We start from the raw sequence: 15,393 nt of genomic DNA, 5'->3' as shown, positions 1-15,393 counted from the left end.
TCACAGCCCCTCCATCCACGGTGCGTCGAGCCGATCAACGGCGTCACGCTGCTCCTGATCCGAGACATGGGTGTACGGGTCCAAGGAGTTCGGGTGCGTTTGCCCGAGTACTCGCTGAACGGTGTCTCTGCGCTCGCCCTTACGGAGCAATGTGGTCGCGACAGTGTGACGGAACATGTGCGGGCCGACGTGCTCGATGCCTGCCGTCTTCGACAGTCGCTCAAGCATCCGTCCCGGATAGCGGCGGCCCAAGGCCCTGCCCTGTTTGTTAAGGATGAGCATCGTTGTGTTCGCTGCGCCTGGCAGGGCGTTGCGCCAGGGGAGATAGTCAAAGCAAGCCGCGACGAGCGCTTCGTTCGCAGCTACGTCGTCGATGTGGCGTGCCTTGTTCAATGCGCCGTTCGGGTTGTCCTCGCGTCGGACGCGATGGATGTGAGGGCCGCGGACCCGGCAACCTCCCGATGCTCCGGACGGATCGTCGAAGCGGCGGTTGTCGTCGCGCAAATGCAGGTCCTCGAGCCTCAGGCCAAGGATCTGCCCGCTGCGCATGCCCGTGAAGCGCAACAGGCTCAGGATGAAGAGGTCGCGAGGGTTGCGCGATGCGACGGCCATGAGTCGGTTCATCTCGTCCTCGTCGAGGGTCGGCTTGGTCACGGTGCGGATCTCGCGAAAGCGATGTGCGCCAATCGACACCGGGCGTCCGCGTCGCGTCGCGGTCTCCCACAGAACTGTCTCGAGATCAGCTGGAACGCGATTGTGGGCGAGCGCCCAGCGATAGAAGGACCGGACGGCGACGAGCATGTCATTGCAGCGAGCGGGCGACCGCGGTCGGCCAGCATTGCGTCGTCCCTCAGGGATCGGGTCAGTCGACAGGAGGCTCACGAAGCCGGTCATGACCCGGGGTGCGTCGGAGACGGTCTGGCCCGCGGCCTTCGCCCAGGTCAGGAAGTACGCGAGATCCGCGCTGTACTTCCTGACCGTGTTCAGCGAGTCACCCTTCAAACGGATGAACTGCAGCCAGTCGTGAGCGATGTCGATGATCTCGTACTCGTCGTCGACCACGGTGTACCCGACGACAGCGCCGTCCGCGTCCCGAAGGGCAAAACTGTTTGCCACTGGCTCTCCCCCCTACATCTGCCGACACTATCTATGGGCCCTAGATTGCGCAAGCGTTTACCTGGCAGTTGCTGTTTGACCAACATCTACCTACATTCAGATCAGGCCATAGAGTGCTCGAGGACTTCGGCGCGCTCATCGGCCTGGTGTTCGCCTTCTTCGGCGTGGTGATGACGCTGGTGACGGACAACGGCCGCTGGGACGCGTTCGGCACCGCGATGATCGGCGTGCTGCTGGTGTGCATCGCGACCGTGCTCGCGAGGGAGACCCGCGAGATGCTGCTGGGGGAGTCCGCGACCGAGGAGGACCTCGAGAGGATCCGCGCCGCGCTCGCCGCAGGCGGCTACCCCGACGTCATCCACCTGCGCACGTCGCACCTGGGGCCCGAGGACATCCTGGTCGCGGTCAAGGTCGCGGCGGGCGCCGATGAGACGCTCGAGACCATCGCTGCCCGCACGAACGCCGCGGAGGCGCTTATCCGCGAGGCCGTCCCTGCGGTGCGCCTCATCTTCATCGAGCCCGATATCAGGCACGATGCTGCCAGCGGCGAGGGCGAGGCGCCCTCGAGCTGAGCCGAGGGGGCCGTCATGCACACGCTCGAGCTGCTGGGGGCGACGCTCGTCCTCACGGCGATCCTGTTCCGGCGGCCCCTGCTGGGCGCGCTTTCAGCCCAGTTCCGTGCGAGCCGCACGCCCGAGCCGACCGTGATGCGGCCGTGGGCCATGCGGGCCTTCGCCCTTGCCCCGGGCGAGGTCCCGACGCGGACCTGGCGCGCATCGTGCTCGGGGACCCAGGCATGGGCGGCGACCACGAGCGACGGGCGGTTCGTGGTCGGGACCGAGGCAGGGGAGAACCTCGCGAGGCTCGCGCGCGCCGACCTGGCCGCGGGCGCGCTGGAGGCCGCGTCGGGCGCGGATCATGCGGGGATGGTGGAGCTGACGATCGTGCCCGCGCACGGTCCCGTCGTGGTCGTCGCCCTCGAGAGCAAGGCGGCCAAGGAGCTGCGGAAGTGGGCGTCCCGAGCCTAGGCGGACCGGTACTGAGGAATGACGCGTGCCTCGTCGGGGACGGTCAGCGCTCGAGCTCAGTCGACGTCGGGGATCCCGTACGGCAGCGCCGTGAGCCTCGCCGCGTCGCTCGCCGAGCGGGCCATCCGCGCGGCCTCGACGGCGTGCTCGCGGTCACGGCGCGCCACCAGCACGGCCGCGAGGAAGTCCTCAGGGTGCGTGCCCGCGGGCGGCAGGGGAGCGACGTGCGTCGCGAAGCGCGTCGACAGCTGGGTGCCGATGCGCGCGCGGGACGGTGCGTGCATCGTCGCCGCGCGGCCCAGGAACATGCGCGCCGTGAGCGCGAGGCCGTCGGGAAGGCGCGTGATGTCCGCGGTCTGGGCCCATCCGGCGAGCGCGGGCGGCATGGCGAGCGGCGGGAGGGCCCGTCGCGCCCCGCGCGTGCGCATCGCGTACGTGCCCGCGAGGTAGTCGCCGATGCGCTTGCCGCGCGAGCCGAGCGCGGACACGGTCACCGCGAGCATGCCGAGAGTCATGTAGACCTCGAACACCCCGACCAGGGCGCGCGCCGCGGCATGGCGGACGCTCACAGGGCCGCCGTCGTCGCGCACGATGCGCAGGCCCACCGCCCAGCGCCCGAGCGAGCGCCCGCGCGTGAGGGTCTCGACCAGGATCGGTGCGATCACCAGCACCGCGACCATGACCAGGATGGTGAGCGCGCGCGCCCATGCGTCGTTCACCTCGGCCAGCACGTTGTCGAGCAGCGCGTAGGCGGCCACCAGGACCAGCACCGTGACGGCCAGGTCGATCAGGCCGGAGAGCATCCGGAGCGGCACGGAGGCGGCGCCCGAGTCGAGCACCACGCCCTCGCCGATGAGGATCGTGTCCTCGTCCGTCATGCGTCCTCCCTGGCCCAGGCCTCGTATGGCATCGTAGCGGCGTGGACATCGACTCCTTCGGCGCCGTGCGCGAGGCACGCTGGGCGAGGCTCAAGCAGCTGAGCGGCGCGCGGCGGCTCACGGGCGCCGAGGCGGACGAGCTCACGCGCCTGTACCAGGCGACGGCCGGAGACCTCGCGGCGGTGCGTTCCGCCGCGCCCGAGCCCTCCGTGGTGTCGCGGCTGTCGGTGCTCCTCGCGAGCGCGCGCGTGTGGCTCACGGGCGCGCACACCATGTCGACGGGCGACGCGGTCCGGTACCTCACCGTCACGCTGCCCGCGGCGCTGTACCGCGTGCGGTGGTGGAGCGTGGGCGTGACGCTCGCGGTGGTGGGCCTCGCGTTCCTGTCGGGCTGGTGGACGCTGAACCACCCCGAGGCGCTGGACCTGGTGGGGACGCCCGAGGCCCGCGCGGCGCTCGCCGAGGAGCAGTTCGCGAGCTACTACACCGAGTACGACTCGACGTCCTTCTCCGCGTTGGTCTGGACCAACAACGCCTGGCTCGCGGCCCAGTGCATCGCGTTCGGCATCACCGGGGTGTTCCCCCTGTACCTGCTCTACAACACGGTGCTCCAGCTGGGCGTCGCCGGCGCGGTGATGGCCGAGGCGGGCGCGCTCGACGTCTTCTTCCAGCTCATCGCGCCGCACGGGCTGCTCGAGCTGTCGGCGGTGTTCGTCGCGGCGGGCACCGGACTTCGCCTCTGCTGGACGATGCTCGTGCCGGGCCCGCGCCCGCGGGTCCGCGCGCTCGCAGAGGAGGGCCGCGCGGCGATCGCCGTCACGCTCGGCCTGGTGACCGCGCTGTTCGCGTCGGGCCTGATCGAGGGCTACGTCACGGGCTCCGCGATGCCGTGGTGGCTCAAGGTGACCATCGGCGTCATCGCGTTCGCGGCGTTCTGGCTCTACATCTTCGTCGCGGGCCGCGCGGCGACGCTCGCGGGCTCACGCGGCGACTCCGACGGCGACTTCGCGACCGACCAGATCGCGCTCGCGGGCTGACGGGAGGTCCCCGCATCGTCCGCCGGGCCGCCGCACCGCCGTGCCGCCGTGCCGCCGTGCCGAAGTGGTTGCCGGTTGTCGCTGCTGACGGATGGCCACCTCACAGTGGTAGCTGGTTGTCGGGCCCGCGGCGGAGGCGACAACCAGCAACCACTGCGGCGCGAGGATGTCCGAGAACCGACCAAGGGCTACCACTTCGCCGTGGCTCTCGGGGGGGGGGGGGGCTAGAGCCGTCCCGCCGCCTTGAGCGCGAGGTACCTGTCGCACACCGCGGGTGCGAGATCGTCGGGCAGCGCGAGCACCACCTCCGCACCGAGCTGACGCAGCCGCGTCGCGACCGCCTCGCGTTCGAGCAGCGCGCGCGACGCCGCGCCCGCGCCGTAGACCGCGTCCGCGTCGCCGCGGGCGCGGAGCATCGAGCCCAGCTCGGGGTCCTCGACGGAGCCCACGAGCACCTGGTGGTGACGCTGCAGCGCACCGACCGCCTCGATCAGCCCCGAGTCGAGAGCGGAGGTCTCCACCGTGGTGAGCAGCACCACCAGCGAGCGCTGGGACACGCGCGACTCGACCAGGCGCACCATGGCCGGCCAGTCCGGCTCGAGCAGCGAGGCCTCCACCGGCGCGAGGGCATCGGCCAGCTCGGTCATGAACGCGGGCCCGGACGATGCGGCACGCGCCTGCTCGGCGCGGTCGAACGCGGTCGCCTGGACGCGGTCCCCCGCGCGCGACGCGAGCGCCGCGAGCAGCAGCGAGGCCTCGATCGAGGCGTCGAGGCGGGGAGCGTCGCCCACGCGCGCGGCGGACAGCCGCGCGCAGTCGAGCACCACCACCACGCGGCGGTCGCGCTCGGGGCGGTACGTGCGGACCACCACCTCGCCGCGACGTGCGGTTCCGCGCCAGTCGATCGCGCGGACGTCGTCGCCGATCACGTAGTCGCGCAGCGAGTCGAACTCGGATCCGGCACCCTTGAGCTGCACCGCGGTCCGTCCGTCGATCTCCCGCAGGCGCCGCAGGCGCGACGGCAGATGGCGTCGCGACGCGAACTCGGGCAGCACCCGCAGACGCGCAGGGGCGTCGAGCGAGCGCTGGCGGCCGGCGAGCCGCAGCGGGCCGTCGGTGCGGACGGTGACGGCACCCGCGTGACGGTCGCCGCGGCGCGTGGGGGTGAGCCTCGTCCGGAACGTCACCGTCTCGCCCCGTGCGAGCGAGAAGCGGTGCCGCGTCTCGTCGGCCCCCGCGGAGGGCTGCCATGCGTCACGCACCGCGCCGCGCACACGCCGGCGTCCGACGTTCGCCACCAGCAGCGAGGACCGTGTCGACTGCGTGAGCCGCACCGAGCCGGGCACGTCGCGCCGCACGCCCACGGAGGCGGTCGGCGGCGCCATCCAGGTATCGAGCAGCGCGAGCGCGATCACCGCCGCGACCCACCAGAACGCGACCTCGCGCGACTGCGTCACCGCCGCCGGGACAACCCCGAGCGCGGTGAGCGCGACAGTCCAGCCCGTGAGGTGCATGTCAGCGCGGCACCGGCACCGTCGCGAGCACGGACGTGAGCACGGTGGTGGCGGTGACGCCCTCGAGCTCCGCCTCGGCACGCACGCGCATGCGGTGCGCGAGGGTCCACCCGGCGAGCGCCTTCACATCGTCCGGGGACACGTACGTGCGGCCGCGCATCCACGCCCACGCGCGCGCGGTCTGCATGAGCGCGGTCGCGCCGCGCGGGGAGACGCCGAGCGAGACCGACGGCGCCTCGCGGGTGGCGCGGCACACGTCCACGATGTACGCGACCACGTCGTCCGCGATCTCGACCTTCGCGACCTCCGCACGCGCGCGCTCGAGGTCGGCGATGCTCGCGACCGCGCCCACGCCCGCCGCCGCGAGGTCGCGCGGGTCGAAGCCCGCGGCATGGCGGCGCAGCACGGTGGCCTCGTCGTCGCGGCCCGGGAGCGCGACCGGCAGCTTGAGCATGAAGCGGTCGAGCTGCGCCTCCGGCAGCGGGTAGGTGCCCTCGTACTCGACGGGGTTCTGGGTCGCGATCACCAGGAAGGGGTCGGGGAGCGCGCGTGCCTCGCCGTCCACGGTGACCTGTCGCTCCTCCATCGCCTCGAGCAGCGCGGACTGCGTCTTGGGAGGCGTGCGGTTGATCTCGTCGGCGAGCATGAGGTTGGTGAACAGCGGACCCTCGCGGAAGGAGAACGCCGCGGTGCGTGCGTCGTAGACCAGCGAGCCCGTGACGTCGCCGGGCATGAGGTCGGGCGTGAACTGCACGCGCTTGGTATCCACCTCGAGGGACGCGGCGAGCGCGCGCACCAGCAGGGTCTTGGCGACCCCGGGAACGCCTTCGAGCAGCACGTGCCCGCGGCACAGGAGCGCGATCACCAGCCCGGTGACGATCTGGTCCTGGCCCACGACGGCCTTGCCCACCTCGGTGCGCAGGCGGCCCAGGGCGGCGCGGGCCTCGGCGCCGGCGTCGGCCCCGGCATCGGACGATGCGGGCGCCTCGGGCTCGGGCGTCGGGCTCGCGGCGGGCAGGGCCTCGGAGGGAGGGGTGTCGGTCACGGTCGGTGAACCTCGCTTTCCAGTGCGTCGAGCTCGGAGATCAGGGTGAGGAGGGCCTCGTCGTCCGCGGGCGGGGGGCCGTAGAGGAGCCGGTCGACGTCCTGCGCGGGGCGCCCGGACGCGCGGGCGATCGCGGCGACCAGGGTGTCGCGGCCCTCGGAGCGGGGCACGCCGATGCGGCGACCCATCCGCAGGGCGGCCGCGGCGCGGAGCGAGGCCGCGGAGCGTCCGGCCGCGCGTGCCTTGCGGTAGAGCCTCGCGCGGCCGCGGGTCGCCTCGGAGGCGCGCACCACCACCGGCAGCGGCTCCGCGACGAGCGCCCCGAAGCGGCGTGCCTTCCACACGGCGGCCACGAGCACGGTGAGCGCCAGCGCGTAGAGCGCGGTCCCGGTGCCGGGCGGCAGGAAGTCGGGGACCGCGTCGATCGAGCCTGGGGCCTCGCCCGTCGGTCGCGATCCGTCCGCTCCCCACGTGAGCAGGCTCGAGTCGAAGCCGTCGGCCACGTACCAGACCACCTCGGGATGGCGGCCGAGCACCCGCAGCGCCAGGGCCGCATGACCGAGCTCGTCGAGCTGGTCGTTCGTCACCAGCGCGGCGGAGGCGATGACCGTCACGGTGCGCCCGTCGACCTCGGCACGCCCGAAGCCTGCCGCATCGCCGTGCAGGAAGCACAGCTCGACCCCGTCGCCGGTGGCCGCCAGACCCTCGTCGGACACCCGGACGGTGCCCGCGGCGAGCGCGTCGGGGTCCGAGCAGCGGGCGTCCTCGGTGCGTGGGATCACCACGGGCTCGTCGGTCGCGGGGATCCCGAGCGCGTCGAGCGACTCGTCGGACGCGCCCAGCAGCACCACGTCGCCGGGGTACTCGGCGAGCGCCTCGAGCTGACGGGCGCCCAGCAGGTAAGGCTCGGCGATCACGACGGTGGTCGCGGCTGGATCCTCGACGCGTGCCTGGGCCAGGCGGTCCAGCTGGCGGACGCTGACGCCGTGGTCGCGGAGGATCTGCGCGACCGCGCGTGCCCCCGTCGACCGCGAGTTCTCGGTGGAGAGGGCGACCACGTCCCCGCCGCGCGAGCCGAGCAGGATCAGGGCGACGATGGCGGCGAGCAGGGCGACGGCGACGATGCCGAGCCGACCGCGTCGCGCACGCGCCGCAAGGCCCGGGCCCGCCGGCGCGACCACCAGATCCGCGGGGGCCGTCACGGTCCGGGCTCCATCGAGGTGATCCGCGGGCGGGCGTGCAGGCAGACCGCGAGCGTCCCGCTCACGTGCGTGTACGTGTCCTCGGACGCCTCGACGTGGCCGTAGCGGATGCCGTCGAAGGCGTCCGCGTCGCGCAGGAGCCGGGGCGCGAGCTCGGGCAGCGCGCGCGAGGCGGACGCGGCGGCCTCGGCCGCGGTGAGGCCCGCGGTGAGCGGGACGAGATCGCGCTGAGCGAGGTGCGCGATGAGCGCGCGGTAGAGGTCGAGCGTCGCCGTGCCCCAGTCTCGGGCGCGTGCGGCCTCGCGTGCGGACGCCTCGAGCTCGGCCGCATCGCGCTCATCGTCGAAGAGGCCCTCACCGGTGCGCCGCGCGCGCGAACGGCGCATCGGCCCGACCACGAGCCACACCACCAGCGCCGCCACCGCGAGGGCGATCGCCGCGGCGACGATGGTGCCCGTGGCCCCTGTCGCGCCGCCGATCCCGTTGCCGATGCCGTCGATGAGATCGCCCAGCCAGCGCATGAACGAGTCGAGCCACGAGGACCCGCCCTCCTGGTACTCGCCCTTCGCGAGCTCGTCGGCCGCCCAGCGGCGGGCCGTCTCCGCATCGGGGCCGAGCGGCGGGGCGTCGAGGCTCACGCGCGCCGCGCCTCGGCGGCCTCCGCGAGCGTGAGGTCGAAGCCCTCGTGGCGGATGCGCAGGTCGACCAGCAGGAGCGTGAAGAGAGAGCCGAGGTAGGAGTACGTGAGCACGTACGAGACCACGAGCGACAGCACCATGGTCAGCACGAAGGCGATGCCGAGCACCACCGCGCTGTCGGGGGCCGCGAACGTCAGCGCGAGCGAGGCGAAGTTGCCGACCTGCCCGATCACCATCGACACGACGAAGATGAGCACGGCTGCGACGAACAGCACGAGCACGGACCACCAGTAGCGGCCCTTGAGCAGACGCATCGCGCGTGCGATCGCCTTGCCCGCGCTGCGCTGCTCGAGCACCACCACGGGGCGGGCGACGCCGCCGACGAGCATGACCGTCACCACGACGGCGAGATACGCGAGCATCACGATGACGACGGCGAGGATCGCCGCGCCGACCGAGTCGAAGGAACCCACCAGCGCGGCGACGAAGAAGCCGAGCACCAGCGCGACCACCGAGGCGAGGAACGCGTACAGGTAGAGCAGCAGCAGGGATCCGATGCGCGGACGCACGGCCTTCCAGGCCTCGCCCAGCGTGATCCGCTCACCCAGGATCCCGCGCGCGACGGCCGGCGCGACGATCGCGCTCGCGAGCACGTCGGCCAGCAGCATCATGACGCCCGCGGCGATGAGCAGCGCGATGGTGTCCGAGCCCAGGGGCGAGCCACCGGTCCCCGCCACGTCGAAGAACAGCATCGAGGCGTCCTCGAACGCGAACCACGCGGCAAGGGTCAGCATGGCGGTCGCGCCCAGCGTGAAGAGCAGCGGTCCTCCGACGACCACGCCGCGGTTGTACCGCAGCGCGCGGAACGGGAGCCCGAGCAGGTCCCCGAAGCCCAGCGGGCGCAAGGGCATGAACCCGGGCTGCCATGAGGCCGAGGTCGGCAGGGACCTCGGTGCCGCCATCGGCGGCGGCATCACGGGGGAGGCGGCGGGCGCAGGCCAGGACGATGCTCCGGGGGCCGGGGTCGCGGGCGCGCCGGGGGCCTGCCACTGCTGCGCGGACGGCGCCGGCCACGACGTCGGAGGAGCAGGTGCGGCGCTGGGCTCCGGACCAGGAGGGACGGCACCCGGAGCCGCCCAGGCGGCCTCCTCTTCCCGGTCGTTCACCGTGCTCCCTTCGACGCGTTCCGCCCATCCTGCCACGCGCTGCAGGGGCCCCGACGGACGGCTCGGCATAATGGGTGCATGACGGCGAAGATCCTGGTGGTCGACGATGACCCCGCGGTGTCCGAGATGCTCGGAATCGTCCTGCGTGGCGACGGTTTCGAGACGGTGTTCTGCGATCACGGCGACGAGGCGGTGGCCGCGTTCCGTGCCACCAACCCGGACGTGATCCTGCTCGACCTCATGCTCCCAGGCACGAGCGGCATCGACATCTGCCGCGAGATCCGCGCGGAGTCGGGCGTGCCCATCATCATGCTCACCGCGAAGTCGGAGACCGTCGACGTCGTGCTGGGCCTCGAGTCCGGCGCGGACGACTACGTGCCCAAGCCGTTCAAGCCGCGCGAGCTCATCGCGCGGGTGCGCGCCCGCCTGCGCCGCAACGACAACGCGACGCCCGCCGTGGTGCGGGTCGCGGACCTCGAGATCGACGTGACGGGTCACCGCGTGACGCGCGGCGGCGAGCTCATCCCGCTCACGCCCCTCGAGTTCGACGTGCTCGTCACTCTCGCGCGCAGCCCGGGCCAGGTCTTCACCCGCGAGGTGCTGCTCGAGGACGTGTGGGGCTACCGCCACGCGGCGGACACGCGGCTGGTCAACGTGCACATCCAGCGTCTGCGCGCCAAGGTCGAGCGCGACCCGGAGAACCCGGAGATCATCGTGACGGTGCGCGGCGTGGGCTACAAGGCCGGTGGCGTCGGTTCGTGAGGCTCACCCCTCGCTCGCTGTGGGCGAACCTCGCGAAGGGGCCGCGACGGGTCTGGCGCAGGTTCCGCGGCTCGCTCCTGCTGCGCGTGGTCGCGTCGACCACCGTGGTGGGGCTCGGCGCGGTCATCGTCATCGGCGCCATGGTCAGCACGCAGATCCGTGACGGCCTCGTCGAGACGCGCGTCGACCGGATCCTCGACGAGTCCGCGCGCGACGCCGCGTCCGCGCAGGAGAACGTCGACGCCTCGACAGCGGAGACCCCGGGCGACCTTCAGCAGCTCGCGATCGACCTGGTCGACGGGCTGGGTGCGCTCGGCGGCAGCTCGCGCGGCCTCGTGCTCCTGCGCGACCCGTCGAACTCGTCGGGCGTGCTGCTGTCGACCCCCGTGACCGACGCGAGCCTGGTCGACGTGATCAGCCCGGAGATGCGCGACGCGGTGCAGTCGGGCCAGGCGCAGTCCTGGCAGCACGTCGCGCTGCCCGACACCGGGGAGCCCGGCGTGGTGGTGGGGGTGCCGTTCACCATCCGCGTCGCCGGCGCGTACGAGCTCTACTTCGTGTACTCCCTCGCCGATGAGGCCTCGACGCTTCAGCTGATCCAGCGCGTGCTCGCGGTCGGCGGTGTCGCGCTCATCGCCCTGCTCGCGGTGCTGACGGTCCAGGTGTCGCGACAGACCGTGCGCCCGGTGCGCCAGGCCGCGCGCGTCGCATCGCGGCTTGCGGAGGGCATCCTCTCCGAGCGCATGACCGTGCGCGGGCAGGACGAGATGGCGACGCTCGCGCGGACGTTCAACGAGATGGCGGAGTCGCTCCAGCGGCAGATCACGCGCATGGAGGAGCTCTCCCGTCTCCAGCGACGGTTCGTGTCGGACGTCTCCCACGAGCTCCGGACGCCGCTCACCACCATCCGCATGGCCGCCGACGTGCTGCACGATGCGCGCGCGGGCTTCCCTCCCGAGGTCGCCCGCTCCGCGGAGCTGCTCGACACGCAGATCGACCGCTTCGAGTCGCTGCTGTCGGACCTGCTCGAGATCTCGCGCATCGACGCCGGTGCGGCGCAGCTCGAGTTCGACGAGATGTCGGTCGCCGATGTGGTGCGCGACCAGGTGGAGGCCATGGTCCCGGCGGCGCGCAGCCTGGGGGTCGAGCTCCAGCTGTGGGTCGCGAAGGGCAGCCACGTCGCCTCGATCGACCGCCCGCGCGTCGCGCGCATCGTCCGCAACCTGCTGTCGAACGCGATCGAGCACGCGCAGCGCAGGCCCGTCGACATCGTGGTCGCATCCTCGAAGCGGTCCGTCGCCGTGGTGGTCCGCGACTACGGCATCGGGCTCACCCCGCAGCAGGCGCAGCGGGTGTTCGACCGCTTCTGGCGCGCGGACGCCGCGCGTGCCCGCACCATGGGCGGCACCGGGCTGGGGCTGTCGATCGCGCGCGAGGACGCGCAGCTGCACGGCGGCCGGCTCGAGGCGTGGGGCCTGCCGGGCAAGGGCGCGAGCTTCCGCCTCCAGCTCCCGCGCACGGCGCAGGGCCTGGGCCAGCATCCGCCGCTGCCGCTGGTCATCGCGGAGCTGGACTACAGCGCGGTCGCGCAGCGCGTGCCGCTCGAGTCGGATCGCAAGGAGGTCGCGCCATGAGGCTGAGGTTCGCCGCGGTGTGCGCCGGTGCCGCGCTCGCGCTCGGCGCCTGCGCCGTGATCCCCACCACGGGAGCGGTCAACGAGGGCTCGGGCGAGGTCGAGGGCGCCGAGCCTCTGGTGCCGTTCGCGGAGGGCCCGCAGATGGACGACAGCGTCAACGCGATCGTGTCGGGCTTCATCGAGGCGACCGCGGCGGGCTTCGCCTCCGACTTCACGGTGGCGCGCGAGTACCTGACGGTCCCGGCGCGCGCCGAGTGGGACCCGCTCGCCCAGGTCACGGTCTTCGACTCGGGCGCGCTCACCCAGGACTACGACGAGGCGGCGGGGCTGGTGACGTACTCCGTCCCCGTGGCGGCGAGGCTGGACGATGCGGGGCGCATGGTCGAGGCGCAGGCCGGCACCCAGGCGCAGCTGGAGTTCGAGGTCGAGCGCTCGGTCGCGAACCAGTGGCGCATCGGCGGGCTCGACAACGGCTCCCTGGTCGCGGAGGCGACCTTCAACCAGGTGTTCCTTCCCGTGACGCTCGTGTTCGCGTCCGCCGACGGCACCACGGTGGTGCCCGAGCAGCGCTGGCTGCCGCAGGCGAACATCGCGACGTGGGCCGCGAGCGAGCTGGTGGCCGGACCGTCGCCGTGGCTCGCGAACGCGGTGACCACGGGCTTCCCGGCGGGCTCGGCGCTTGCGGTCGACTCCGTGGTGGTGACCGACGGCGTGGCGAAGGTGCAGCTCGCGGCGCAGTCGGCGGGGACGGCCGAGGAGCGTGTGCTCGCGGAGCAGCAGCTGCGGCTCACCCTCACCGCGCTGCCGGGGGTCCGCGAGGTCGATGTCACGGTCGGCGGGGTGCCGCTGACCACGGACCCGCAGAACACGCTGTCGCGCGAGCCCGTCCCCGCGAGCGTCGCGGCGCTCTTCATCGACGGCAGGCTCGGGCTGTGGGACGGCGAGGAGGTCCGCGTGGTGCCCGACCAGGTGGGTGCGCTCCCCGAGGGGGCGAACAACCTCGCGACGTCCTACGACGGCACGCGCACGGCCTTCCGCGTCGGCTCCACCAGCATCGTCGCCTCGGATGCGCTCGCGGGCGGGATCGACTCGCTCGTCGTCCCGGCCGATGCGGGCGAGCCGCAGGGCATCATGGAGGTGACCACGCTCGTCGAGGGATCCTCGCTGGTGCCGCCCGGCTTCGACCGCTACGGATTCGTGTGGACCGCGGAGGCGAACGAGCCGGAGTCCGTCATCGCGGTCTCCGCCGACGGCGTCGAGACCGCTCTCGACGCGCGCTGGCTCGCGGGGCGGACCGTCGAGCAGGTGGTGCCGTCGCGTGACGGTGCACGCCTGGTGGTCGTGTCGCAGTCGGGTGCTCAGACCGTGGTCGAGGTCGCTGAGGTGGTCCGCTCGGAGTCGGGCGAGCCGCTCAGCGTCGGCGAGCCGATGCAGGTGGGTGCGAACATCGGCACCGTCACCGATGCGATCTGGGTGGACGACCTCTCCGTCGCGCTGCTCGGCGCTGCCGAGGGCTCGGACTCCGTGCCGCTGTGGATCGTGTCGGTCGGCGGTCGGACCACCGAGGACCTCGCGGTCGCGGATGCCGTCGCGATCTCGGCGCGTCACGGCGACCGCTCGATCACGCTCGTGGCCGCCGACGGCACGGTGCGCGAGCGCGCCGGCACCGCCTGGTCGACCATCGCGAGCGGGATCGACGATCTCGCGTACGCGGGCTGAGCCTGCTCTCCCGCCGGGGCGATGTCCCCGGACCGGGCGCCCCGCGCATCGTCCCCGGGCGGCGCGTGCCGGGAGGCGCGCCCGCGGCGCGCGGCCGACCGTGGGCCGATGGACGCACGCCCGCGAGGCCCGGGAGCGCTGCTCGCGCGGCTCGTGGTGCCGGTCGCATGCCCCGGCTGTCGCGAGCCCGATGTGCGCTGGTGCGAGGCCTGCGAGGCGCCGTGGTGGGAGCGCCCGCTGCGGTGCGAGTCGGGGGCGCCGCGCCTGTCCGCGATGGAGCCCCCGTTCGCGGTGTGGTCGATCGCGCCCCTCGACGGTCCCGTGCACGGCGCGATCGCCGCGTGGAAGGACAGCGGACGCCGCGATCTGGGGTCGCTGCTGGTCCCCGCGATGGAGAGGGCGGCGCATGCGCTCGTGCCGGCGCTCCGCGACGTTGCCGCCACGGTGACGGTGGTGCCGTGCCCGGCGCGCGCCGCCCACACCCGCCGGCGGGGGGTCGACGTTCCCGCCGTCCTCGCGCGCGCCGCGGCGGCAGGGCTCGCGCGCGGAGGCGTGGAGGCGACGGTGCGTGCCGTGCTGAGGCCCGCCCGGGGGTCCTCGCGGGGCGCGGGCGATCGCGGACGATGGCGCGCGGGGCCTCCCCGACCCACGCGAGCAGCCTGGCGCGACCCCCGCCCCACGGCGGCGCTGCTGGTCGACGATGTGCTCACCACGGGCGCCACGCTCGCGCGTGCGACGCAGGCGCTCGCGGCCTCCCCGTTGGTCCCGGTCGCCGCGCTCGTGCTGGCATCCGCCGAGGGTCCGGGACAAGGACCGGTGGTCCGTCGCGCGTGACCGCGCGGGGGTCTATGGTGGGAGGTCCAGGACGACGAAGAACGTCGGACACCTTCATGGCGAGGAGGTGATGCCCCGGGCGCGACAGGCGCCGACCCCTTGCCCCGAGCCCGTGCGCGGGCTTCAGCGACAGTGAAGGAGTTTTCGTCATGGACATCGCCATCGTGGGACGCCACACCAAGGTCTCCGAGGACATGCGGCAGAAGATCTTCGAGAAGATGGAGAAGGTCGAGTCCCTCGCCCCGCGCGCGACGCGGGCGGACGTACATGTGGTCCATGAGAGGAATCCCAAGCAGGCCAACGATCGCGAGCGCGTCGAGATCACGGTGCGCGGCCGCGGAGTGGTGCGTGCGGAGGCGACGGCGGAGGACCGCTACGTCGCCCTCGACGGCGCGATGCAGAAGCTCACGGAGCAGCTGCGCAAGCTCCATGAGCGCAAGGCGCACCGCCACCAGGGCAAGGCCGGGCTCCACACGGTGCCCGCGCCGATCGACGAGCTGCCCGCGGTCGACGAGGACCGCGCGACCAGCGTCGAGGCCTGGGAGGGCGCCCCGGAGGGCTCGCACCGCGAGATCCCGATCGACGGCACCCCGATCATCATCCGATCCAAGACCCACGCCGCCGCGCCGATGAGCATCGCCGATGCCGTCGACCAGATGGAGCTCGTGGGCCACGACTTCTTCCTCTTCCACGATCTCGACTCCGGCCTCGCCTCGGCGGTCTACCGTCGCCGCGGCTGGACGTACGGAGTGATCCACCTCGAGCAGAGCGAGAGCGAGGCGCAGGAGCGCGAGACCGCCTGAGGTCTGTCGCGGCGG

Annotated in this window: 15 protein-coding genes; 8 read left to right on the top strand and 7 right to left on the bottom strand. The window is 72.9% G+C overall.

Going from position 1 to position 15,393, the window contains the following annotated elements:
• Complete coding sequence (locus tag AOM00_RS01185; protein ID WP_156158963.1) at positions 1-1,062, bottom strand: tyrosine-type recombinase/integrase; 1,062 nt, start codon at positions 1,060-1,062, stop codon at positions 1-3.
• Between the two features lie 167 nt (positions 1,063-1,229).
• Here AOM00_RS01185 and AOM00_RS01180 point away from each other — a divergent pair, with 167 nt between their 5' ends.
• Positions 1,230-1,688 carry a cation diffusion facilitator family transporter gene (locus AOM00_RS01180; protein ID WP_062516037.1) on the top strand — a complete coding sequence of 153 codons (459 nt, stop codon included), beginning with the start codon at positions 1,230-1,232 and terminating at the stop codon, positions 1,686-1,688.
• Between the two features lie 15 nt (positions 1,689-1,703).
• The gene (locus AOM00_RS01175; protein ID WP_062516036.1) at positions 1,704-2,144 is read left to right on the top strand and encodes a hypothetical protein; all 441 of its coding nucleotides are present in this window, start codon (positions 1,704-1,706) and stop codon (positions 2,142-2,144) included.
• A gap of 56 nt (positions 2,145-2,200) precedes the next feature.
• Here AOM00_RS01175 and AOM00_RS01170 read toward each other — a convergent pair whose 3' ends face one another.
• Positions 2,201-3,022 carry an RDD family protein gene (locus AOM00_RS01170; protein ID WP_062516035.1) on the bottom strand — a complete coding sequence of 274 codons (822 nt, stop codon included), beginning with the start codon at positions 3,020-3,022 and terminating at the stop codon, positions 2,201-2,203.
• 41 nt (positions 3,023-3,063) lie between these two features.
• Here AOM00_RS01170 and AOM00_RS01165 point away from each other — a divergent pair, with 41 nt between their 5' ends.
• Positions 3,064-4,059, top strand: coding sequence for a stage II sporulation protein M (locus AOM00_RS01165; RefSeq protein ID WP_062516034.1), 996 nt, complete (start codon positions 3,064-3,066; stop codon positions 4,057-4,059).
• A gap of 224 nt (positions 4,060-4,283) precedes the next feature.
• Here the strand turns inward: AOM00_RS01165 and AOM00_RS01160 are convergent, their stop codons facing one another.
• From AOM00_RS01160 to AOM00_RS01140, 5 genes are read right to left on the bottom strand one after another with little or no spacing between them, the layout of a single operon-like run.
• Positions 4,284-5,573: a DUF58 domain-containing protein gene (locus AOM00_RS01160; RefSeq protein WP_062516033.1), complete on the bottom strand. Its 1,290-nt coding sequence runs from the start codon at positions 5,571-5,573 to the stop codon at positions 4,284-4,286.
• 1 nt (position 5,574) lies between these two features.
• Entirely contained in the window at positions 5,575-6,618 is a 1,044-nt protein-coding gene (locus tag AOM00_RS01155; RefSeq protein WP_169746787.1) for an AAA family ATPase, read from the bottom strand.
• The gene (locus AOM00_RS01150) at positions 6,615-7,820 is read right to left on the bottom strand and encodes a DUF4350 domain-containing protein (RefSeq protein WP_062516032.1); all 1,206 of its coding nucleotides are present in this window, start codon (positions 7,818-7,820) and stop codon (positions 6,615-6,617) included. Before AOM00_RS01150 ends, AOM00_RS01155 begins: the two co-directional genes overlap by 4 nt.
• Positions 7,817-8,458, bottom strand: coding sequence for a DUF4129 domain-containing protein (locus tag AOM00_RS01145; protein WP_062516031.1), 642 nt, complete (start codon positions 8,456-8,458; stop codon positions 7,817-7,819). The genes AOM00_RS01150 and AOM00_RS01145 overlap by 4 nt, the downstream gene beginning before the upstream one ends.
• Complete coding sequence (locus AOM00_RS01140) at positions 8,455-9,624, bottom strand: hypothetical protein (RefSeq protein WP_156158962.1); 1,170 nt, start codon at positions 9,622-9,624, stop codon at positions 8,455-8,457. Before AOM00_RS01140 ends, AOM00_RS01145 begins: the two co-directional genes overlap by 4 nt.
• Before the next feature lie 78 nt (positions 9,625-9,702).
• On the opposite strand from AOM00_RS01140, the gene mtrA reads away from it, so the two are divergent.
• From mtrA to hpf, 5 genes are all read left to right on the top strand, one after another.
• Positions 9,703-10,386 carry an MtrAB system response regulator MtrA gene (gene mtrA, locus AOM00_RS01135; RefSeq protein ID WP_062302758.1) on the top strand — a complete coding sequence of 228 codons (684 nt, stop codon included), beginning with the start codon at positions 9,703-9,705 and terminating at the stop codon, positions 10,384-10,386.
• On the top strand, positions 10,383-12,020 hold the full coding sequence (mtrB, locus tag AOM00_RS01130; RefSeq protein WP_062516029.1) for an MtrAB system histidine kinase MtrB: 1,638 nt from the start codon (positions 10,383-10,385) through the stop codon (positions 12,018-12,020). The genes mtrA and mtrB overlap by 4 nt, the downstream gene beginning before the upstream one ends.
• Positions 12,017-13,741 carry an LpqB family beta-propeller domain-containing protein gene (locus AOM00_RS01125; protein WP_062516028.1) on the top strand — a complete coding sequence of 575 codons (1,725 nt, stop codon included), beginning with the start codon at positions 12,017-12,019 and terminating at the stop codon, positions 13,739-13,741. The genes mtrB and AOM00_RS01125 overlap by 4 nt, the downstream gene beginning before the upstream one ends.
• 108 nt (positions 13,742-13,849) lie before the next feature.
• On the top strand, positions 13,850-14,575 hold the full coding sequence (locus tag AOM00_RS01120) for a ComF family protein (protein WP_062516027.1): 726 nt from the start codon (positions 13,850-13,852) through the stop codon (positions 14,573-14,575).
• A 149-nt stretch (positions 14,576-14,724) separates the two neighbouring features.
• The gene (hpf, locus tag AOM00_RS01115) at positions 14,725-15,378 is read left to right on the top strand and encodes a ribosome hibernation-promoting factor, HPF/YfiA family (RefSeq protein ID WP_062516026.1); all 654 of its coding nucleotides are present in this window, start codon (positions 14,725-14,727) and stop codon (positions 15,376-15,378) included.
• Positions 15,379-15,393: the final 15 nt, after the last annotated feature.

Origin of the sequence: Demequina gelatinilytica (assembly GCF_000971115.1) — a bacterium.
Taxonomy (GTDB): Bacteria; Actinomycetota; Actinomycetes; order Actinomycetales; family Demequinaceae; genus Demequina; species Demequina gelatinilytica.
Note: the sequence above shows the minus strand (reverse complement) of the source record. Positions and strands in the feature narration are given on the sequence as shown.